This window comes from Aeromonas sp. R4-2, assembly GCF_040908295.1.
Lineage (GTDB): Bacteria > Pseudomonadota > Gammaproteobacteria > Enterobacterales > Aeromonadaceae > Aeromonas > Aeromonas veronii.
Genome location: NZ_JBFODL010000007.1, coordinates 367205 through 386970, shown reverse-complemented (window position 1 = coordinate 386970; position 19766 = coordinate 367205). Strand labels below are relative to the sequence as shown.

The following is a 19766-nucleotide window of genomic DNA, read 5'->3' as shown; positions in this document are numbered from 1 at the left end:
TAGTCAAAATAAATCCATTGCATTTCAATGTCTTGCATTGTTGGCTTGATGTTTGCTTTAATCTGGCACCAGCAGGTTGAAATTGAGAAGCGCGATGGAATTCAAGGCAGTATTGGGCCAGTTCAAAGAGTACCGGGGAGTATTGGGCAAAGGCCTTGGTACCCCTCTGCTGGTATTGGCCGCGCTCGGCATGGTGGTGTTACCCATCCCGCCGCTGATGCTGGACGTGCTCTTCTCCTTTAACATTGCCCTCTCCATCGTGGTGCTGCTGGTATCCGTCTATACCCGCCGCCCCCTCGAATTTGCTGCCTTCCCGACCGTACTGCTACTCGCTACCTTGCTGCGGTTGGCGTTGAACGTCGCCTCGACCCGGGTGGTGTTACTGGAAGGTCATAATGGCAGTGCGGCGGCTGGCCATGTGATCGAGGCGTTCGGTAACGTGGTGATCGGCGGCAACTATGCGGTCGGCATCATCGTTTTTACCATCCTGATGATCATCAACTTTGTGGTGATCACCAAGGGTGCCGGGCGGATCGCGGAAGTAAGTGCCCGTTTTACCCTTGATGCGATGCCGGGCAAACAGATGGCCATCGATGCCGATTTGAACGCCGGTCTCATCAATCAGGAAGAGGCGAAGAAGCGTCGTCAGGATGTAACCCAGGAAGCTGACTTCTACGGCTCCATGGATGGTGCCTCCAAGTTTGTCAAAGGGGATGCCATTGCGGGCATCATGATCCTCTTTATCAACATCATCGGCGGCTTCATCATCGGGATGATGCAGCACCAGCTGACCTTCAGCGAATCTGCCGAGATCTATACCCTGTTGGCCATCGGTGACGGTCTGGTGGCGCAGATCCCCTCCCTGCTGCTCTCCATCGCTGCCGCCATCATAGTGACCCGTCAGAATACTGATCAGGACATGGGTACCGCAGTACTGGGCCAGCTGTTTGACAATCCCAAGGCGCTGATCATCTCGGCCGGGATTCTGCTGATGATGGGGCTGGTGCCGGGGATGCCGCATTTCGCCTTCCTGAGTCTGGGGGCTCTTGCCGCCGCTGGCGCCTGGTGGTTGCTGCGCCGCGAGAAACTGGCTGCCGCCAAAGCGGCCAAGGGCGAGCTGCTGCCTGCCACTGCCGAACAACCCCATGAGCAGAAAGAGCTGAGCTGGGACGATGTGATGCCGGTGGACATCATCGGGCTGGAAGTGGGTTATCAGCTGATCCCGCTTGTGGATCGCAATCAGGGTGGCGAACTGCTCAACCGGATCAAAGGGGTGCGCAAGAAACTCTCGCAAGAGCTGGGCTTTCTGGTCCCAGCCGTCCACATTCGCGACAACCTGGATCTGGCGCCAAATCAATACCGCATCACCTTGATGGGGGTCAGTACCGGCGAGGCCAATGTCTACCATGATAAGGAGATGGCCATCAATCCGGGGCAGGTGTTCGGCCAGATCCAGGGGATAGCGACGCGGGATCCCGCCTTCGGGCTGGAAGCGGTCTGGGTTGCCAAGGAGATGGTCTCTCAGGCACAGACGCTGGGGTATACGGTGGTAGATACCGCGACCGTGGTGGCTACCCATCTGAGCCAGATCCTGACCAACCATGCGGCTCTGTTGCTGGGTCATGACGAGGTACAACAGCTGCTCGACATGATTGGCAAACATCAGAGCAAGCTGGTCGAAGGGCTGGTGCCGGAAGTGATCAGCATGGGTAACCTTGTGAAGGTATTGCAGAATTTGCTCAATGAAGGCGTGCCAATCCGCGATATGCGCACTATCCTGCAGACCCTGGTTGAATATGCGCCGCGCAGTCCGGATCCGGAAGTGCTCACAGCTGCTTGCCGGATTGCCCTGCGTCGCCTGATTGTGCAAGAGATTGCAGGCCCCGATCCCGAGCTGCCGGTGATTACCTTGGCGCCGGAATTGGAACGTATATTGCATCAATCCCTGCAGGCTGGTGGCGGTGATGGTGCCGGTATTGAACCGGGTCTGGCTGAGCGGATGCAGCGTTCGCTGGTGGAAGCCACTCAACGACAAGAATTGGAAGGCCAACCGGCCGTGCTTCTGACATCGGGGATCTTGCGCAATACCCTGGCGAAATTTGTCAAGAATGCCATTCCTGGATTGCGCGTTCTGTCTTATCAGGAAGTGCCCGACGACAAGCAGATCCGCATCGTCAGTGCGGTAGGGCAGAACTAGTTAGCGGAGACGACGGGTGAAGATTAAGCGTTTTTTTGCCAAGGATATGCGAACGGCTCTGGCCGAGGTCAAGGAGACTCTCGGGCCTGACGCCGTCATCATGTCCAACAAGAAGGTCACCGGAGGGGTAGAGATAGTCGCCGCAGTCGATTATCAATCCCAGGTTCCGGGGCCCAAAGATGCGCCGGTTCGCCGTCAGCTGAACGATGAGAGCGTCAATATTTCGTCTGCTGCTCGGCAGATGATCCGCCCCGAGCCGACGCCGGCGAAGGAGCAGAACGAACATTATGCCGATACCCTGGCCGCCTTGCTGGCGCGCCAGCAGAAGCTCAAGCCGGGCAATGGGGCGCCACTGGGTAATACCCAATCGGCCGGTCTGGCCGCTGCCAATGCAGCGCCCAGAACATTGGCCGAGCAGGGGCAGTGGGGCGCCGCTCCGGAACCTGCCAAGCCCAAGGCCCGGGTTGCGTCCGGCCAGCGCCCCCCTCAACCTGCCCAGCGGGATCAGGAGATGGAAGGGATGCGCAAGGAGATGGCCAGCATCCGTAAATTGCTGGAGCACCAGATCTCCGGGCTGATGTGGCAAGAGGTGGAGCGCCGCGAACCGATGCGGGCCCTGTTGATCAAGGAGCTCAAGAAACTGGGCTTTGATGATGCCTTTGCCGATCAATTGGCGGGACTGATCCCCGAAGATATGTCCATCCATCAGGCGATGGCCCAGTTGGCCGAAGTGCTGACGGCCCAGCTCAAGATCAGTGAGGACGAGATCATGCGTCAGGGCGGCGCGGTGGCGCTGCTTGGTCCGACCGGGGTGGGCAAAACCACCACCATCGCCAAGCTGGCGGCCCGTTTCGCCATGAAGTATGGCGCCGAGCAGGTGGCGCTGATCACCACCGACAACTACCGGATTGGTGCCCATGAACAGCTGCAGACCTATGGTCGCATCATGGGGTGTCCGGTACGGCAGGTGCGTGATGCCGAAGAGCTGGCCAATGCCCTTTATCAGTTCCGCCATCGTCGGCTGGTACTTATCGATACGGCCGGGGTGGGCCAACGGGATATCCGGTTGACCGAGCAGCTCGATACCCTGGTCAAGAATGCCAAGGTACGGATCCGCAGTTATCTGGTGATGTCGGCAACTTCCCAGCGTCGGGTGATGCAGGAAGCGGTTGACCATTTCCGGCGTATTCCATTAAGCGGCTGCATACTTACCAAATTGGATGAAAGTCTGAATCTTGGCGAAGTGATTAACGTGTGTATCCAGAATTCATTGCCCATCAGCTATATCACTGACGGACAAAGGGTTCCGGAAGATATTCAGGTTGCCAATGCGGCGCAGCTCGTCGGGGCTGCCATGGGCTCGCTGGAGCGAGAAACAGAGGAGCCCTATTTCTGGGGCGCAGGCTTTGGCGAGGCCGAAGATTCGGAGTTTTATGAGTAACATGTATATGGATCAGGCGAGTGGTCTGCGCAAAATGCGTCAAAACAATCGAGTAAAAGTAATCGCCGTTTCCGGTGGTAAAGGTGGCGTGGGCAAGACCAACGTGACCCTGAACGTGGCCGGAGCCATGGCCGCCCAAGGCAAGCGGGTGATGGTGCTGGATGCCGACCTGGGTCTGGCCAACGTCGACGTCATGCTGGGGCTGCGGGTTCATCGCAACCTCTCTCACGTGCTGGCGGGTGAGTGCACCATCGACGATATCATCGTCGAAGGCCCCTACGGCATGATGATCGTGCCTGCGACCTCAGGCACCCAGTCCATGGTCGAGCTTTCTCCGGTGCAGCATGCCGAACTTATCCGTGCCTTCAGCGAAATGAAGACCCAGGTCGACATCCTGCTGGTGGATACGGCTGCGGGGATCTCCGACATGGTGCTGAGCTTCACCCGTGCCGCTCAGGACATCATGGTGGTGGTCTGTGATGAGCCGACCTCCATCACCGATGCCTACGCCCTCATCAAGATCCTCTCCAAGGATCACGGCGTGTTTCGTTTCAAGGTGGTGGCCAATATGGTGCGCAGTCTGCGCGAAGGGCAGGAGCTCTTTGCCAAACTGACCCGGGTCACGGATCGTTTCCTCGACACTTCGCTGGAGCTGGTCGCCTGTGTACCTTATGACACCAACCTGCGTGCCGCCGTGCGCAAGCAGAAGCTGATTGTCGAGGCGTTTCCCAAGTCGCCGGCCGCACTGGCGTTCCGAGCCCTTGCCAACAAGGCGGCGAGCTGGCCGGTTCCCAACCAGCCGGGCGGCCATCTGGAGTTTTTCCTGGAAAATTTGTTGCAGAAACCGGCCACAACACAGGAAGGTTCCCGTGAATAAAGCCCAAGCGTACTTGCGTCATCAGGATTCCTACGTGCTGGTGGAGCGTCATGCTCCCCTGGTCAAGCGAATTGCCCAGCATTTGTTGGCTCGCCTGCCCAGCAGTGTCTTGCTGGATGACCTGATCCAGGCAGGTATGATTGGGCTGCTTGAAGCCTCTCGCAACTTTGACGGTAGCAAGGGAGCCAGCTTCGAGACGTATGCCGGGATCCGCATCCGTGGCGCCATGCTGGATGAGATCCGGCGTGGTGACTGGGTGCCCCGTTCAGTGCATCGCAATAGTCGCGCTATTGCAGAGGCGATCGAGAGTGTCGAGCAGACTCACGGGCGTGACGCGCGAGATACCGAGGTTGCTGCCGAGATGGGGGTATCCATCGCTGATTACCATGCGATGCTGCAAGATGTCTCCTGCGGCAAAATTATCGGCATCGAAGATTTGGGCGTCAGCGAGGATGTGATCGGCAACCCCGATGATGCCCCTTCAGGCTCGGGATTCGATGAATTGGCTGCCGAGCGATTTCAGATTCAATTATCCGAGCAAATTGGTCGTCTACCAGAGAGAGAAGCTTTGGTTCTCTCTCTTTACTACGATGAAGAGCTGAATTTGCGTGAAATTGGCGAGGTTTTGAATGTCAGCGAGTCGCGTGTGAGCCAGATCCACAGTCAGGCAATGCACAGATTGCGTGCTCGTTTGAGAGATTGGCATCTATAAGTGTTTGTACTGGCTACACTGAGATGAAACTCTAAGGCATAATCCGCACGACACAACCCGTTTTTAGCATCATGTAAGTGAGCCACTCTGGTGGCTATTTAGGAGGGAATTTTGGACAAGAACATGAAAATCCTCATTGTTGACGATTTTTCAACGATGCGCCGGATTATCAAGAACTTGCTGCGCGACTTGGGATTCAACAATACCCATGAGGCGGATGACGGCAATACAGCGCTGCCGATGCTGAAAAATGGTGATTTTCAGTTTGTAGTTACCGACTGGAACATGCCTGGCATGCAAGGTATTGACCTGCTTAAAGCCATCCGTGTCGATGAGAAGCTCAAGCATCTGCCGGTACTGATGGTAACTGCTGAAGCCAAACGTGAGCAGATCATTGAAGCCGCCCAAGCTGGCGTCAACGGTTACATCGTCAAGCCCTTCACCGCAGCAACGCTCAAAGAAAAACTCGACAAAATTTTCGAACGAATTGGCTAAGGAGCTGCAGGGATGATGGCCAAAACGAGAGCAATGATTTCGCTCGACCAGGCAAGGATGCTTGTTGCTCATCTGGAGCAAGGCGAATTTGAGCTGGCCGATGAACTGCTTGCCGAAGTATGTGCCCCCAACGCAGCCGATCTGTTTGAAAAAGTAGGTCAGCTGACCCGACAACTGCATGATTCACTTCAAGAATTTCGCCTTGATCCCCGTATTCCCGATTTGGCTACTCATGATATTCCCGATGCTCGGGAACGCTTGAGCTACGTTATCGATATGACCGACAAAGCGGCCAATCGCACAATGGATGCGGTGGAAGCCAGTTTGCCGATAGCGGATCGCCTGAATGACAATATCCAGCTGGTGATGCCGAACTGGAATGCCCTGATGTCTCGTGACATGAGCGTGGGGCAGTTCAAATCCTTATGTCACCAACTTGATGATTTTATTAAGGCTTCAGAGTCTGATGCCGATAAATTACGGCAACTGCTGACAGAAATCCTGATGGCACAAGATTTTCAGGATTTGACAGGTCAGATGATCCGCAAGGTCATCAAGCTTGTTCAGGAAGTTGAAACAAAATTAATAGAAATGCTGACCATGTTTGGTGAGGCTTCTGCTGAGCATTCAACTCGTAGTATTCCTGTCAACGGGATTGAAGCAGAGGGCCCTATCATGAACCCCGAGGCTCGTGCCGATGTGGTCAATGGTCAGGATGATGTGGACGATCTGCTGTCTAGCTTGGGATTCTAATGGAGTGACGCATGGCCTTCGAAGTTGATGAAGACATACTGCAAGACTTTCTGGTCGAAGCATCCGAAATATTGGAACAGTTGTCTGAACAACTGGTCGACTTGGAAAAGCGGCCCGATGACAAGAACCTGTTGAATGCCATCTTTCGCGGTTTCCATACCGTGAAAGGGGGGGCAGGTTTTCTGTCGCTCGGTGAACTGGTGGATGTATGCCACGGTGCGGAAAACGTGTTCGATATCTTGCGTAATGGCAAGCGAACCGTTACTGCGGAGTTGATGGATGTGATCCTGCAAGCGCTGGACGCCATCAATGTCATGTTCGCCCAGGTTCAAAATCGCGAAGCACCCAGCCCTGCGTCAGATGATTTGCTTCATGACCTCCATGAGTTGTGCAAGCCGGAAGGGGAAGAGCAACTGCGCACTGCTACGAGTGCGGCTGCGGTTGTAGAATCTGAACCTGCAGCACCGGTAGTTGTTGAAGAAGTTGCTCCAGAAGTTGTTGAACCCGCAGCCATCAGCAGCGAGCCTGCTCCTGTCAATGGCGGCGGCTCGATCGATGAAATTTCTGCAGACGAATTTGAACGTCTGCTGGACGAGCTCCACGGCGTGGGGGGGGCACCGACCAAGACGGCTGCAGCAGTCCCGATAGCGGGTGGCTCTGGCGATATCACCGATGATGAGTTTGAGGCCTTGCTGGACCAGCTCCATGGCCAGGGACAGCACATGGGGGCGCCAGAGGTTAATCCTCTGAAGTCGGTGCAAAAAGAGGTGGACGAGCTTATCGATGATGATGAGTTTGAACGCCTGCTTGATGAATTGCATGGTCGTGGTCAAGGGCCTCAGAGTACTATGGCACCTGCCGCACCTGCCGCACCTGCCGCACCTGCCGCACCTGCCGCACCTGCCGCACCTGCCGCACCTGCCGCACCTGCCGCGGTGACTCCGCCCAAACCGGCCACTCCTGTTGCCAAACCAGCACCGGCAGCCCCCGCAAAACCTGCCGAAGCAGCCAAGGCGCCAGCGCCTACCGCCAAGGCTGCGCCTGCACCAGCAGAAAATAGTGCCGTGCAAAGCGATACGACGGTGCGGGTGGATACCAAGACTCTCGATGTCATCATGAACATGGTAGGTGAGTTGGTACTGGTCCGTAACCGGCTGGTGAGCCTGGGTATTGCCAGCAATGATGAAGAGATGTCAAAGGCGGTTGCCAATCTGGATGTGGTAACGGCTGACCTGCAAGGTGCGGTGATGAAAACCCGCATGCAGCCAATCAAGAAGGTATTTGGTCGTTTCCCGCGCGTGGTACGTGATCTGGCCAGAACCCTCAAGAAAGAGATTGAGCTGGTGATGGTGGGCGAAGAGACAGATCTGGATAAAAACCTGGTGGAGGCGCTCGCCGATCCTCTGGTTCACCTTGTTCGCAACTCATGCGATCACGGGGTCGAAATGCCGGATGTGCGGGAGAAAGCGGGCAAACCGCGGCAAGGGACGATCACCCTTAGCGCCTCCCAGCAAGGTGACCATATTCTGCTTTGCATCGAGGATGATGGAGCAGGGATGGATCCTGAGAAACTCAAGTCCATCGCAATCAGTCGCGGTGTTCTGGATGCAGATACTGCCGCTCGCATGAGCGACAACGATGCCTATAACCTGATCTTTGCCCCGGGCTTTTCAACCAAGGCCGAGATCTCCGATATCTCTGGCCGTGGTGTCGGAATGGATGTGGTTAAAACCAGCATTGTCAGTCTCAATGGGTCGGTGCACATCGATTCCACTTGGGGGAAAGGTACCCGTCTCGAAATCAAGGTTCCGTTGACGCTAGCCATTCTGCCGACTCTGATGGTGGAAGTGGGTGAGCAGACCTTCGCACTTCCCCTTGGTTGTGTGAATGAGATTTTCCATCTGGACCTGAAAAAAGCCAACATGGTTGATGGCCAGCTCACCATCATTGTGCGCGAGAAGGCGATACCGCTCTTCTATCTGCACAAATGGTTGATTCGTGGCGCCAACAAGCGTTCACGTCAGGATACCGGACATGTGGTGATCGTGCAGATTGGCACTCAGCAAATCGGGTTTGTGGTAGATAGCCTGATTGGTCAGGAAGAGGTGGTGATCAAGCCACTCGATAATCTGCTGCAAGGCACCCCAGGCATGGCCGGGGCGACCATTACCAGTGATGGCGGAATTGCCCTTATTTTGGATGTGCCGAGTCTGCTCAAAGCATATGCGCGTAGACATTAATAGCTCAGGCCCAAGGAGTTAGAAAAACAACAATGGCAGTCAAGGTATTAGTTGTCGACGATTCGAGCTTCTTTCGCCGTCGGGTGAGCGAGATCATCAATCAGGATCCCATGCTGACGGTGATTGATACGGCCCAGAATGGACGTGAGGCGGTGGACAAGGCGATGTCGCTGCGCCCTGATGTGATCACCATGGACATCGAGATGCCCGTGATGGATGGCATCAGTGCGGTGCGGGAGATCATGGCCAAGTGCCCAACCCCCATTCTGATGTTCTCCTCCCTGACCCATGAAGGGGCCAAGGCTACGCTGGATGCGCTGGACGCCGGTGCACTCGACTTCTTACCCAAGAAGTTTGAGGACATTGCCAGAGACAAAGATGAAGCGGTCAGACTGTTGCAACAACGGGTGAAGGAGATCTCCCGCAAGCGCTTCCTGATGACATCCGCTGCTCGTCCCAAAGCACCTGAACCGGTTGCTCGTGCTCCTCTGGGCAGCACAGTGCCCAGAACGCCTGATCGTCAGCCTGACCTGCAACGCACTGTATCAAGTGCTTCATTCAAGCGCAGTGGCAAGAGTTATCAGTTGGTGGCGATCGGTACTTCTACCGGCGGACCTGTTGCTTTGCAAAATGTGCTGACCAAGTTGCCGGGGGATTTTCCCCATCCCATCCTGCTTATCCAGCATATGCCAGCCACTTTTACTGCCGCGTTTGCTGCCCGTCTCAACGGGTTATGCCAGATTGGCGTCAAGGAAGCGGAAGATGGCGATGTGCTTAAACCCGGGCATGCCTACCTTGCTCCCGGTGGCAAACAGATGCTGCTGGAAGGTCGTGGTGCAGGGGCTCGCATTCGCATCGTGGATGGCAACGACAAGGTAAATTACAAGCCTTGTGTGGACATCACCTTTGCCTCTGCGGCCAAAACCTATGCCGACAAGGTATTGGCGATTGTGCTGACCGGTATGGGGGCTGATGGCCGTGATGGCGCCAGACTGCTGAAAGAGCAGGGATCAACCATCTGGGCTCAGGATGAGGCTTCCTGCGTGGTATATGGTATGCCCCAAGCAGTAGCTAAGGCGGGGATTGCCAGCGAATCACTCCCTCTGGACAAGGTGGCCCAGCGTATTCTGGTTGAGTTGGGGCGCTAATCATGGGCTTGCTCGGTCTGCTCCTGGCATTGGGGGCTATTGCCATTGCCCAACTGTGGCATGGCGGCTCCCTGTTGACGCTGGTGGACGGCCCTGCTTTTGTGATCGTGCTGGGCGGTACCGTCGGTGCTGTCACGTTGCAGACCCCAGCCAAGTACATCTTGCTGGCGTTGCGCCAGCTGTTATGGATTTTTACCCCTCCCCGCCAGGATCTTGCGACGCAGGCCGAACGGTTGCAGTCATGGGCAGTCTTTGCGCGCCAGCAAGGGCTGCTTGCCCTTGAAAATCAGGCCGAGCAGGAGGAAGACAACTTTACCCGTCAAGGGCTTGGCATGATTGTCGATGGGGTATCCACAGAGGATATCCGTATGCTGCTGGAAGCGGACATCGATATCGAGCAGGAGCGCAATGAACATGCCGCCAGGGTATTTGAAGCCATGGGGGGGTACAGTCCGACCATCGGGATCATCGGTGCCGTGCTGGGCCTGATCCAGGCCATGTTTCATCTCGAAGATCCGTCTGCGCTGGGGGCGGGGATCGCAGTGGCATTTGTGGCAACCATCTATGGAGTGGGGTTTGCCAACCTCATCTACCTGCCTATCGCCAATCGGTTACGCGCATTTCACTATCACTATGCACTCTTTCAGGAGATGACCCTTGAAGGGCTGCTGGCTATCGCCCATGGTGAAAACGGCTTGCAGGTTGAACGCCGGCTCAGGGCCTATTTGAAAGGAGAGTAGCCATGCGCAAGCGCTATCGGTTGCACTTGCAGGGTCGCGAGCATCTTGACCGTTGGCTGGTCTCCTATGCCGATTATATGACGCTGATCTTTGCCTTGTTCGTGGTGCTCTACTCTGTTGCGCTGGTGAACAAGGACAAGTATCGCGCGGTGATTGATGGTATGAGCCAGGCGTTCAGTGTCATGCAGTCTGGCGGCAATGGCTTGCTTGAAGGGCAGGGTAATTCCCTGCTGGATAACGCGGTATCTGCCTCTCCATCGTTGCTGGAAAGCCCAGCATCCCCCTCTCCTTCACTTGCTCCCATTTCTGGAGTGCCAGTGCTGCAAGATGGCACGACACTTGCGAAACTTGATATGCAGTTGCAACAGAGCATGGGCTCGCTGGTGGATGCCGGTATCGTCAAACTGACGCAAGATGAGAACTGGCTGACGGTTGAACTTAGTTCCGGCTTGTTGTTTGGCAGCGGCAGTGCCTTTTTGGGGCCAAACGCTGCACCGGTCATTAATACTCTTTCAAGTATTCTCAAACCGGTCGATAACTATGTAAGGATTAGGGGTTATACCGATAACCAACAGATAAATAATGAAATTTATCGTTCTAACTGGGCGCTTTCTGCTGCTCGGGCCGAGGCGGTACTCAATGGCTTGATTGCCGATGGGATCGCCCCTCAGCGTCTGGCGTTCGAGGCATATGGCGAGTTTTCCCCCTTTGCTGACAACGGCAGCGAGCAGGGCAGACTGCAGAATCGCAAGGTTGTGGTCGCTATCTCCAAATTTGCCTGGGTGCCGCCGGCACCTGTGGTTGCAACACCGACGGTAGTTGCTGAACCGGTCCCTGCTGTACAGCAGGCGGTGGATGCAGGAGAGATAAAGGTGATCACCTTGCCCGGTGGTGGCATACGCATAACAACAAGGCAGGATTGATACAGTGATTGTTTGGACGGTTGCCAACCAGAAAGGTGGTGTGGGTAAAACCACCACAGTGGTCTCGCTTGCGGGGATCCTGGCCCAGCGTGGCCAGCGGGTGCTGTTGATTGATACCGACCCCCATGCTTCGCTGACTGCATATCTTGATTTTGATTCAGATCGCCTGGATGGAACCCTCTATGAGTTGTTTCAAGCTGTCAAACCGACAGCTGAGCTTGTCAATAAACTGACGCTCAAGACCAAGTTCGAAAATATCAACTTACTGCCAGCATCTATTACTTTGGCGACCCTTGATCGGGTGATGGGCAATCGTGAGGGGATGGGACTGGTACTGAAGCGGGCACTGCTGCGAATTCAGGAGCAATATGATTACGTGCTGATCGATTGCCCGCCAGTACTGGGGGTGATGATGGTCAACGCGCTGGCTGCATGCGATCGCATTCTGGTGCCTGTCCAGACAGAATTTCTGGCCCTCAAGGGGTTGGAGCGAATGATGAAAACATTCGAGATCATGCAGCGTTCCAAGCGTGACAAGTTCCGTTATACAGTGATCCCGACTATGTTCGACAAGCGCACCCGAGCCTCTCTGATGACCTTGAAGTCGATCAAGGATCAATATGGAGATTCAGTTTGGAATGCGGTGATCCCTATTGATACCAAGTTTCGGGATGCCAGCTTACTGCATATCCCCCCGTCTATCTATTCTCCCGGGAGTCGTGGAACCTATGCATATGAAACGCTGCTCAACCATCTTGATGCCCTTGAGCGGCAACGGGTTCATGAGGTGACGGCATGAGAGATACCATTCAAGTACGGGCGATGGATGACTATTTCCACTCCCTGCTGCTCGATGAGCCGCTAGTGCTGGATGAGGTGGAAGAGGTTCAATCTGCCCCTGTTTTACAGTTGCAACGTCAGCCCCAAAGCGTCCCCGAGGTAGTCGCCGCACCTTACCTCGAAAGCGATCCACGGCTTGCCCAGCTTGGTGAGCTATTGGCTCAGGTGGGACAAGTCCAGTTTGAGAATGACGCCTTCACCCAGGAGATAACACTCACCGCACCGCTGGAGATTGTGGCGGAGGAGTCACTGTTGCCGGTGGAGCCTGAGTGGCCTGCGGAGGTGCTGCTCCCCGAGGTTGCGGAGCCCCATACTACTATCCTGACCGAGACAGCGCTGGAGGTTGCTCCGGTAGAGGCCAGTGAACCGGTTGCCTGGGAAAATATCGATACCGGCAAAGAGTTCCAGGCCCTTTTTTTTGAAGTCGCGGGTGTGACGTTTGCGGTGCCATTGACCGAGCTGGGTGGTATTCATCAGCTGGGCGAGATCACCTCCCTGTTTGGCCAGCCGGGCTGGTACAAGGGGATCATGACCTCTCGCGAGCAGAAGATGAATGTGGTTGATACTGCCCAGTGGGTCATGCCGGGTCAGCATCTTGAGATGGATGATTACAAGTATCTGATTATGCTTGGTGAATCGCCGTGGGGATTAGCCTGCCATCATCTCAAAGGGACTGAATTGTTACACCGTGACCAGGTGAAATGGCGCCATCAGGAGGGCAAGCGCCCTTGGTTGGCTGGCATGGTCAAAGAAAAAATGTGTGCCCTGTTACACGTTCGCGAACTGCTCCTGTTGCTGGAGCGTGGGGTTAACATAGAAGGTCGCTGATAACTTCTGCAATCGAGCTGTTTTATTGCTAGTTTTAGCAGTAGACGTTTTCATAAAAGGAATAAAAACATGACAGAAAAGCGCAATATTGCACAGAATCTGGCCGAAGATGAAGTGCTGCAATGGGTAACCTTCCAACTGGAAAACGAAACCTACGGCATCAATGTGATGCAGGTTCAGGAGGTGTTGCGCTACACCGAAATTGCACCGGTGCCGGGTGCGCCTGAGTACGTACTGGGGATCATCAACCTGCGTGGCAATGTGGTGACTGTCATCGATACCCGTTCCCGTTTCGGTCTGCCTTCCGGTGATGTGAGTGAAAACTCCCGGATTGTGATCATTGAGGCCGAGAAGCAGGTGATCGGCATCATGGTCGACAGCGTGGCTGAAGTGGTTTATCTGCGCTCTTCCGAGATCGATGCGGCACCTGCGGTCGGTACTGAAGAGAGCGCCAAGTTTATTCAGGGGGTGAGCAACCGCGATGGGCAACTGCTGATCCTGGTTGACTTGAACAAGCTGCTCTCCGATGAAGAGTGGGAAGATATCGGTTCCCTCTGATAAGTAAGGTGATGTTTTGATAATCGAGATGGTTGCCTTGGGGGTGTCCCTGATTGCCTTGGCGTTTGCCTCTTATATCTGGTTCAAGAGCAAGCGCAGCAAGCAGGAGTCCGAGGCCAGTGTGGCAACCCTGCAGGGTCAGTTGGAAAGCTTGCGCAAGCAGATGATGGAACTCCATACCGGCGCTATTGGCATGGGGCAGCGTCTGCAGTCGGTGGAAGGGGCGATGCAGCAGGTCAATGAACGCCAGCAAGAACTGACCATGCAGGATCCCGAACGCAGGCTCTACAGCCGAGCGGCCAAGATGGTCGAACTGGGCGCCGATCTTGATGAAGTCATGAGTGAGTGCGAGTTGCCAAAGGCAGAGGCAGAGCTCTTGATATCGTTGCGAAAAGGTCGCTCTTGATGATTCAGGAAGGCAATTGCCTTCCTGAATTTTATGGCGTGCAGCCGCTTGTCTCCCAGCTGCGTTGAGCAGGCGGTTTCTACCGTATTTTCTTTGTGATCCCGGTCGCCAGTCAGTTCAATTGTTGCATCTTTGAAAAGACGTATTCCAATACTGTGTTAAGATGCAGACCGCTTCATTTTCTCTGAAAAAATCCCCATGCTGCTTCAAGTTAACAATCTGAGCTGCGTGCGTGAAGATCGCACTCTGTTTGAACACCTCTCTTTCTCTGTTGCGCCCGGCGATCTGGTGCAAATTGAAGGGCCCAACGGGGTTGGCAAGACAAGCCTGTTGCGGTTGTTGACCGGGCTGTCGCAGCCGTTTGCCGGTGAGGTGTGCTGGAATGGGGAGAATATTCGTCACTGTCGTGATGAGTATCATGCCAATCTGCTCTATCTCGGCCATCAGCCCGGTGTCAAAGCGGCGCTGACCCCTTTTGAAAACCTGAAATTCTACCAGCAGTTACATCACCCGCAGCAAACAGAGACTGACTTGTGGCAGATATTGGCCCGGGTTGGGCTGGCCGGATTTGAAGAGAACCCGACCGGGCAACTCTCTGCCGGTCAGCAACGCCGGGTGGCCCTGGCCAGACTCTGGCTGTCACAGAAACCGGCACTCTGGATCCTCGATGAGCCCTTTACCGCCATCGACAAGCAAGGGGTCAAGGTGCTCGAGCAGCTCTTTCTGGAACACGCCGAGCGGGGCGGCATGGTGATCCTCACCACCCATCAGGATCTGACCCTGATGCAGGGACGGCTGAAGACTATCTCGTTGATCCCCTTCGCCTCGACATTGCAGGAGTAACGCCATGTTGCGCGCTGTTATGCACCTTATTCACCGTGAACTGCTGATGGCTCTGCGCCAGCGTTCCGATATTCTCAATCCGCTCTGGTTTTTCCTCATCGTCATCACCCTGTTTCCGTTAGGCATTGGCCCGGAGCCCAAACTGCTGGCCCGTATTGCCCCGGGGATTATCTGGGTGGCGGCGCTATTGGCGGCCATGTTGTCGTTGGAGCGGCTGTTTCGCGACGACTTTGCCGATGGCGCGCTGGAGCAGATGATGCTGATGCCGTACCCGCTGGGCTTGCTGGCGCTGGCGAAAGTGGTCGCTCACTGGCTGCTGACCGGCTTGCCGCTGCTGCTGATCTCTCCCTTGCTGGCGATTTTGCTGTCGCTGGATATGAACACCTATCTGGCTGTCGTCTCGACGCTGGCACTTGGCACTCCGGTATTGAGTCTGCTCGGCGCGGTCGGGGTCGCGTTGACGGTGGGATTGCGCAAAGGCGGGGTGCTGCTCAGTCTGCTGATCCTGCCGCTCTATATTCCGGTACTGATTTTTGCCACCTCAGCCATCGATGCCGCGGGGATGAGCTTGCCCTATGGCGGGCAGCTTGCCATTCTGGCCGCCATGCTGGTGGGGGCTTTGACACTGACGCCGCTGGCTGTGTCGGCAGCGTTGCGGGTCAGCCTCAACTGATGGCCGTGAGCTGAACCGAATTTGGCTCCGAACGGAGTCTTTTTACAAAAAATAATGTTGCGATGGATCAAGGAGAGTGCCGCTTATTGCTTTCGGGGTATTTGATGCTGCCCTGCGGTCGGTATGGTAGGCCTCGCCAAACGATTAATAACAAAAAGGTTTTGTGAGCTATGTGGAAATGGTTGCACCCTTATGCCAAACCGGAGCGTGCCTATCAGCTGGCAGGCACGCTGTTGCCCTGGTTTGCGGTGATTAGTCTGCTCTCGTTTGTGATCGGTACTGTCTGGGGCCTCGCGTTTGCGCCAGCGGATTACCAGCAGGGAGATTCGTTCCGGATCATCTATATCCACGTGCCTTCCGCCATTCTCTCCATGGGAGCCTACTCCACCATGGCGGTGGCCGCCTTTATCGGCCTGGTGTGGCAACTGCGGATGGCGGACATGACGGTTGCAGCCATTGCGCCGGTCGGCGCCGTATTTACCTTTATTGCCCTCTTTACCGGTGCCGCCTGGGGCAAACCCATGTGGGGAACCTGGTGGGTGTGGGATGCGCGGCTCACCTCTGAACTGATCCTGCTGTTTCTCTACCTCGGCGTGATTGCCCTCTACAACGCCTTCAGTGACAAGGTGGTCGCTGGCCGTGCCGCTGGCATTCTGGCACTGGTTGGGGTGATCAACCTGCCCATCATCCACTACTCGGTGGAGTGGTGGAACACCCTACATCAGGGGGCCACCATCACCAAATTTGACAAACCCTCTATTTCACCCGAGATGCTCTGGCCGCTGCTGATCATGATCCTGGCGTTTGCCGCATTTCTCGGGGTCCTGACCCTGATGCGTTTTCGCAATGAACTCCTGATGCGGGAGTGGCATCGCCCCTGGGTCAAAGAGATTGCAGAGCAGGAGAAGTAAGCATGCACTTTGCCTCTTTCAGTGATTTTTTGGCGATGGGCGGTTACGCCTTCTATGTCTGGCTCTCATTTGGCCTGACGCTGGTGTGTCTGGTCGGCATCATCATTTCTACCCGCATGAAAACCCGCAGCCTGCTCGCCGAGTTACGCAGCAAACAGGCGCGTGAGGCCCGTCGCAAGGCGGCCCAGCAGATGGAGAACACCCTATGAATCCGAGACGCAAAAAACGCCTCACCATCATTCTGGCCATTACCCTGGGTCTGGCGACCGTCAGCGGGCTGGTGCTCTACGCCCTCAGTCAGAATATCGACCTCTTCTACACCCCGAGTGAGCTGGTGGAGGGGAAGGGGCCGGACAAGATCAAGCCGGAAGAGGGGCAGCGCCTGCGCATCGGTGGATTGGTCGTGCCGGGATCGGTACAGCGGGATCCCCAGAGCCTCAAGGTAGCCTTCAAGCTGGTGGATAACGGCGGTCATCTGGTGACGGTGGAGTATGACGGCATCCTGCCGGATCTGTTCCGCGAAGGGCAGGGCATTGTGGCGCAGGGCACTCTGAAGGATGCCACTACAGTCGAAGCCTTCGAGGTGCTGGCCAAACACGATGAGAACTACATGCCGCCTGAAGTGGCCGATGCCACCAACGGCATGCACTTCAAGCCGCAATATACCGAGGCGCAGTTGAAGGGGAGCAAGCAATGATCCCGGAATTAGGACAGTTTGCACTGATCCTGGCCTTTGCCACCGCCATATTGCTGGGCAGTTACCCGCTGCTTGGCGCCAGCTGGGGGCGCCTTGGCATGATGTCGGCGGCCCGTCCGCTCGCTTATGCTCAGTTCCTGCTATTGTTGCTGTCGTTCCTCTGCCTGACCTGGGCATTTATCGATAACGACTTCACCGTGCAGTATGTGGCCACCAACTCCAACAGCTTGCTGCCGCTCGCTTATCGTATCTCAGCAGTATGGGGTGCCCATGAGGGCTCTCTGCTGCTGTGGGTGCTGACGCTGGGGGGCTGGACTGCGGCCGTCGCCATGTTCAGCCGCCGTCTTCCGCTCGACGCAGTAGCGCGGGTACTCGGCGTACTGGGCCTTATCTCGGTCGGTTTTACCGCCTTCGTGCTGTTTACTTCCGACCCCTTCATTCGCACCTTGCCTTACTTCCCGGTAGATGGCCGCGACCTCAACCCGTTGTTGCAGGATCCGGGTCTCATCTTCCACCCGCCGATGCTCTACATGGGGTATGTGGGATTCTCGGTGGCGTTTGCCTTTGCCATTGCTTCGCTGATGACCGGCCGTCTCGATGCGACCTGGGCGCGCTGGTCCCGCCCATGGACAATGGCAGCTTGGGTATTCCTGACGCTGGGGATCGTGCTGGGCTCCTGGTGGGCCTATTACGAACTCGGTTGGGGCGGCTGGTGGTTCTGGGATCCGGTAGAAAACGCCTCCTTTATGCCCTGGCTGGCAGGTACCGCCCTGCTGCACTCGCTGGCGGTGAGTGAAAAGCGCGCCACCTTCAAGGCTTGGACCGTGCTGCTGGCGCTTTCCGCTTTCTCCCTGAGCCTGCTCGGTACCTTCCTTGTGCGTTCCGGCGTGCTGGTCTCGGTGCATGCGTTTGCCTCCGACCCGACCCGCGGTTTGTTCATTCTGGGCTTCCTGCTGGCGGTAATCGGCTCATCCTTGCTGCTGTTTGCCTTCAAGGGCTCGCAAGTGAAGAGCCATGGCAAGCATGAGCTGTGGAGCCGTGAAACCCTGCTGCTCTGCAACAACATCATGCTGGTGGCGGGTCTGTTGACCGTGCTGCTTGGCACCCTGCTGCCGCTGGTTCACAAGGAGCTGGGACTGGGCAGCATCTCCATCGGTACTCCCTTCTTCAACCACATCTACAGCTGGCTGATCATTCCGTTCGCCCTGCTGTTGGGTATTGGCCCGCTGTTTCGCTGGCGCCGCCAGGAGCTGGGCGAGCTCAAGAGCAAGGTCGTGATTGCGCTGCTCCTGAGTCTGGCCGCGGCCTTCCTGTTGCCGCTGACCCTTGCCGAGACATTCAAGCCGTGGGCGGCATTGGGGATCGGTCTTGGCGCCTGGATCATCGTCACCAGTGCGCAGGAGACCTGGGCGCGGGCTACCCACAAGCACAGTTTTGCCAGCGGAGTTCGCAAGCTGGGCAACAGCCACTGGGCCATGATCCTGGGTCACGTTGGGTTGGCAGTCAGCATCATCGGTATCGCCTGTACCCAGAACTACAGCATCGAGAAAGATTTGCGGATGCAGGCGGGGGATCGGGTTCATTTTGCCGATTACGAGTTTGTCTTCACTGGCATCAAGGAGAAGAACGGCCCCAACTACGACGGTTTTAAAGGCGTGCTGGAAGTGCACAAGGATGGCAAGCAGGTGGCCCTGCTCAAGCCGGAGAAGCGGATGTACAAGGTGACCCGGATGCCGATGACCGAGGCGGCCATCGATGCCGGCATTACCCGTGACCTTTACGCCGCCCTTGGTGAACAGCTCGACAACGGTGCCTGGGCGGTGCGGATTTACTACAAGCCTTTCGTGCGCTGGATCTGGTTTGGCGGCGTGTTCATGGCTATCGGCGGCGTGCTGGCGATGCTGGACAAGCGCTACCGTTTTGGCCGTCGTGAGGAGGAGAGCAAGGCATGAATCGCAAGACCTGGCTGTTTTTAATTCCCTTTGTCGTCTTTCTGCTGGGCGCCGTCTTTCTGTTCAAGGGACTTTACTCTGACCCCACCAAACTCGAATCCGTGATGGTGGGGAAAGAGGTGCCTGTCTTCACCCTGCAGGACATTTACGATCTGGGCAAACAGCACGATCGCAGCATCCTGACCGGTCGTCCCATGCTGCTCAACGTCTGGGCTACCTGGTGCCCGACCTGCTATGGCGAGCACACCTATCTCAAGGAGCTGGCGGGGCAGGGGATCTACATCGTCGGCATGAACTACAAGGATGAGCGAAACAAGGCGATCAAATGGCTGGCGGAGCTGGGCAATCCCTACCAGATCAATCTTTATGATCCGGACGGCATGCTGGGGCTGGATCTGGGGGTATACGGCGCGCCGGAGACCTTCTTTATCGACAGCAAGGGGATCATCCGTTATCGCCACGTCGGGGATATCAACCCCGAAAACTGGGCATCGACCCTCAAACCCATCTTTGATGCCATGAAGTGAGGGGC

General features: G+C 56.1%; 21 protein-coding genes. All 21 read left to right on the top strand.

Annotation, left to right across the window (positions count from 1 at the left end; genetic code table 11):
• Window positions 1–94: 94 nt before the first annotated feature.
• The 21 genes from flhA to AB5Y99_RS04530 all read left to right on the top strand — a co-directional run bounded on the left by flhA (window position 95) and on the right by AB5Y99_RS04530 (window position 19761).
• Window positions 95–2197, top strand: a complete 2103-nt coding sequence (gene flhA, locus AB5Y99_RS04630) for a flagellar biosynthesis protein FlhA (RefSeq protein ID WP_005353675.1) — start codon at window positions 95–97, stop codon at window positions 2195–2197.
• 16 nt (window positions 2198–2213) lie between these two features.
• Window positions 2214–3638: a flagellar biosynthesis protein FlhF gene (gene flhF / locus AB5Y99_RS04625; RefSeq protein ID WP_005362047.1), complete on the top strand. Its 1425-nt coding sequence runs from the start codon at window positions 2214–2216 to the stop codon at window positions 3636–3638.
• 1 nt (window position 3639) lies between these two features.
• Window positions 3640–4515, top strand: a complete 876-nt coding sequence (locus AB5Y99_RS04620) for a MinD/ParA family protein (protein WP_013723550.1) — start codon at window positions 3640–3642, stop codon at window positions 4513–4515.
• Complete coding sequence (locus tag AB5Y99_RS04615; protein ID WP_047439647.1) at window positions 4508–5227, top strand: RNA polymerase sigma factor FliA; 720 nt, start codon at window positions 4508–4510, stop codon at window positions 5225–5227. The genes AB5Y99_RS04620 and AB5Y99_RS04615 overlap by 8 nt, the downstream gene beginning before the upstream one ends.
• Before the next feature lie 111 nt (window positions 5228–5338).
• Complete coding sequence (gene cheY / locus AB5Y99_RS04610; RefSeq protein WP_013723552.1) at window positions 5339–5722, top strand: chemotaxis response regulator CheY; 384 nt, start codon at window positions 5339–5341, stop codon at window positions 5720–5722.
• Between the two features lie 12 nt (window positions 5723–5734).
• Window positions 5735–6475, top strand: coding sequence for a protein phosphatase CheZ (locus tag AB5Y99_RS04605; protein WP_005353668.1), 741 nt, complete (start codon window positions 5735–5737; stop codon window positions 6473–6475).
• Window positions 6476–6486: 11 nt separating this feature from the next.
• A complete protein-coding gene (locus AB5Y99_RS04600; protein WP_368208851.1) occupies window positions 6487–8715 on the top strand; it encodes a chemotaxis protein CheA in 2229 nt (742 codons plus the stop codon).
• 32 nt (window positions 8716–8747) lie between these two features.
• Window positions 8748–9863, top strand: a complete 1116-nt coding sequence (locus AB5Y99_RS04595; protein ID WP_368208850.1) for a chemotaxis response regulator protein-glutamate methylesterase — start codon at window positions 8748–8750, stop codon at window positions 9861–9863.
• Window positions 9864–9865: 2 nt separating this feature from the next.
• On the top strand, window positions 9866–10603 hold the full coding sequence (locus AB5Y99_RS04590; RefSeq protein WP_201933214.1) for a flagellar motor protein: 738 nt from the start codon (window positions 9866–9868) through the stop codon (window positions 10601–10603).
• A gap of 2 nt (window positions 10604–10605) precedes the next feature.
• A complete protein-coding gene (locus AB5Y99_RS04585; protein WP_227274102.1) occupies window positions 10606–11526 on the top strand; it encodes a flagellar motor protein MotB in 921 nt (306 codons plus the stop codon).
• A gap of 4 nt (window positions 11527–11530) precedes the next feature.
• The gene (locus AB5Y99_RS04580) at window positions 11531–12325 is read left to right on the top strand and encodes a ParA family protein (RefSeq protein ID WP_005353663.1); all 795 of its coding nucleotides are present in this window, start codon (window positions 11531–11533) and stop codon (window positions 12323–12325) included.
• Window positions 12322–13194 carry a chemotaxis protein CheW gene (locus tag AB5Y99_RS04575; protein ID WP_042054452.1) on the top strand — a complete coding sequence of 291 codons (873 nt, stop codon included), beginning with the start codon at window positions 12322–12324 and terminating at the stop codon, window positions 13192–13194. The genes AB5Y99_RS04580 and AB5Y99_RS04575 overlap by 4 nt, the downstream gene beginning before the upstream one ends.
• Window positions 13195–13263: 69 nt before the next feature.
• Window positions 13264–13752, top strand: a complete 489-nt coding sequence (locus tag AB5Y99_RS04570; RefSeq protein ID WP_005298836.1) for a chemotaxis protein CheW — start codon at window positions 13264–13266, stop codon at window positions 13750–13752.
• Window positions 13753–13780: 28 nt separating this feature from the next.
• Window positions 13781–14158 (top strand): DUF2802 domain-containing protein, encoded by a 378-nt coding sequence (locus AB5Y99_RS04565; protein WP_005353661.1) that lies wholly within the window; start codon window positions 13781–13783, stop codon window positions 14156–14158.
• A 198-nt stretch (window positions 14159–14356) separates the two neighbouring features.
• Entirely contained in the window at window positions 14357–15001 is a 645-nt protein-coding gene (ccmA, locus tag AB5Y99_RS04560) for a cytochrome c biogenesis heme-transporting ATPase CcmA (protein ID WP_368208847.1), read from the top strand.
• A 4-nt stretch (window positions 15002–15005) separates the two neighbouring features.
• Window positions 15006–15674 carry a heme exporter protein CcmB gene (ccmB, locus tag AB5Y99_RS04555; protein WP_368208846.1) on the top strand — a complete coding sequence of 223 codons (669 nt, stop codon included), beginning with the start codon at window positions 15006–15008 and terminating at the stop codon, window positions 15672–15674.
• A gap of 170 nt (window positions 15675–15844) precedes the next feature.
• Window positions 15845–16585, top strand: coding sequence for a heme ABC transporter permease (locus AB5Y99_RS04550; RefSeq protein ID WP_279488191.1), 741 nt, complete (start codon window positions 15845–15847; stop codon window positions 16583–16585).
• Window positions 16586–16587: 2 nt separating this feature from the next.
• Window positions 16588–16794, top strand: coding sequence for a heme exporter protein CcmD (gene ccmD, locus AB5Y99_RS04545; protein ID WP_100653287.1), 207 nt, complete (start codon window positions 16588–16590; stop codon window positions 16792–16794).
• Window positions 16791–17282, top strand: a complete 492-nt coding sequence (gene ccmE, locus AB5Y99_RS04540; protein ID WP_368208845.1) for a cytochrome c maturation protein CcmE — start codon at window positions 16791–16793, stop codon at window positions 17280–17282. Before ccmD ends, ccmE begins: the two co-directional genes overlap by 4 nt.
• On the top strand, window positions 17279–19234 hold the full coding sequence (locus tag AB5Y99_RS04535; RefSeq protein WP_368208843.1) for a heme lyase CcmF/NrfE family subunit: 1956 nt from the start codon (window positions 17279–17281) through the stop codon (window positions 19232–19234). The genes ccmE and AB5Y99_RS04535 overlap by 4 nt, the downstream gene beginning before the upstream one ends.
• Window positions 19231–19761: a DsbE family thiol:disulfide interchange protein gene (locus AB5Y99_RS04530; protein WP_182925946.1), complete on the top strand. Its 531-nt coding sequence runs from the start codon at window positions 19231–19233 to the stop codon at window positions 19759–19761. Before AB5Y99_RS04535 ends, AB5Y99_RS04530 begins: the two co-directional genes overlap by 4 nt.
• The last annotated feature ends 5 nt before the right edge of the window (window positions 19762–19766 follow it).

What these genes read in the sequence shown, in the direction of transcription:
- flhA (WP_005353675.1), top strand. Translation starts at nt 95, where the DNA reads ATGGAATTCAAGGCAGTATTGGGCCAGTTCAAAGAGTACCGGGGAGTA.
- AB5Y99_RS04620 (WP_013723550.1), top strand. Translation starts at nt 3,640, where the DNA reads ATGTATATGGATCAGGCGAGTGGTCTGCGCAAAATGCGTCAAAACAAT.
- AB5Y99_RS04605 (WP_005353668.1), top strand. Translation starts at nt 5,735, where the DNA reads ATGATGGCCAAAACGAGAGCAATGATTTCGCTCGACCAGGCAAGGATG.
- AB5Y99_RS04600 (WP_368208851.1), top strand. Translation starts at nt 6,487, where the DNA reads ATGGCCTTCGAAGTTGATGAAGACATACTGCAAGACTTTCTGGTCGAA.
- AB5Y99_RS04595 (WP_368208850.1), top strand. Translation starts at nt 8,748, where the DNA reads ATGGCAGTCAAGGTATTAGTTGTCGACGATTCGAGCTTCTTTCGCCGT.
- AB5Y99_RS04590 (WP_201933214.1), top strand. Translation starts at nt 9,866, where the DNA reads ATGGGCTTGCTCGGTCTGCTCCTGGCATTGGGGGCTATTGCCATTGCC.
- AB5Y99_RS04585 (WP_227274102.1), top strand. Translation starts at nt 10,606, where the DNA reads ATGCGCAAGCGCTATCGGTTGCACTTGCAGGGTCGCGAGCATCTTGAC.
- AB5Y99_RS04575 (WP_042054452.1), top strand. Translation starts at nt 12,322, where the DNA reads ATGAGAGATACCATTCAAGTACGGGCGATGGATGACTATTTCCACTCC.
- AB5Y99_RS04570 (WP_005298836.1), top strand. Translation starts at nt 13,264, where the DNA reads ATGACAGAAAAGCGCAATATTGCACAGAATCTGGCCGAAGATGAAGTG.
- AB5Y99_RS04565 (WP_005353661.1), top strand. Translation starts at nt 13,781, where the DNA reads ATGGTTGCCTTGGGGGTGTCCCTGATTGCCTTGGCGTTTGCCTCTTAT.
- ccmA (WP_368208847.1), top strand. Translation starts at nt 14,357, where the DNA reads ATGCTGCTTCAAGTTAACAATCTGAGCTGCGTGCGTGAAGATCGCACT.
- ccmB (WP_368208846.1), top strand. Translation starts at nt 15,006, where the DNA reads ATGTTGCGCGCTGTTATGCACCTTATTCACCGTGAACTGCTGATGGCT.
- AB5Y99_RS04550 (WP_279488191.1), top strand. Translation starts at nt 15,845, where the DNA reads ATGTGGAAATGGTTGCACCCTTATGCCAAACCGGAGCGTGCCTATCAG.
- ccmD (WP_100653287.1), top strand. Translation starts at nt 16,588, where the DNA reads ATGCACTTTGCCTCTTTCAGTGATTTTTTGGCGATGGGCGGTTACGCC.
- ccmE (WP_368208845.1), top strand. Translation starts at nt 16,791, where the DNA reads ATGAATCCGAGACGCAAAAAACGCCTCACCATCATTCTGGCCATTACC.
- AB5Y99_RS04535 (WP_368208843.1), top strand. Translation starts at nt 17,279, where the DNA reads ATGATCCCGGAATTAGGACAGTTTGCACTGATCCTGGCCTTTGCCACC.
- AB5Y99_RS04530 (WP_182925946.1), top strand. Translation starts at nt 19,231, where the DNA reads ATGAATCGCAAGACCTGGCTGTTTTTAATTCCCTTTGTCGTCTTTCTG.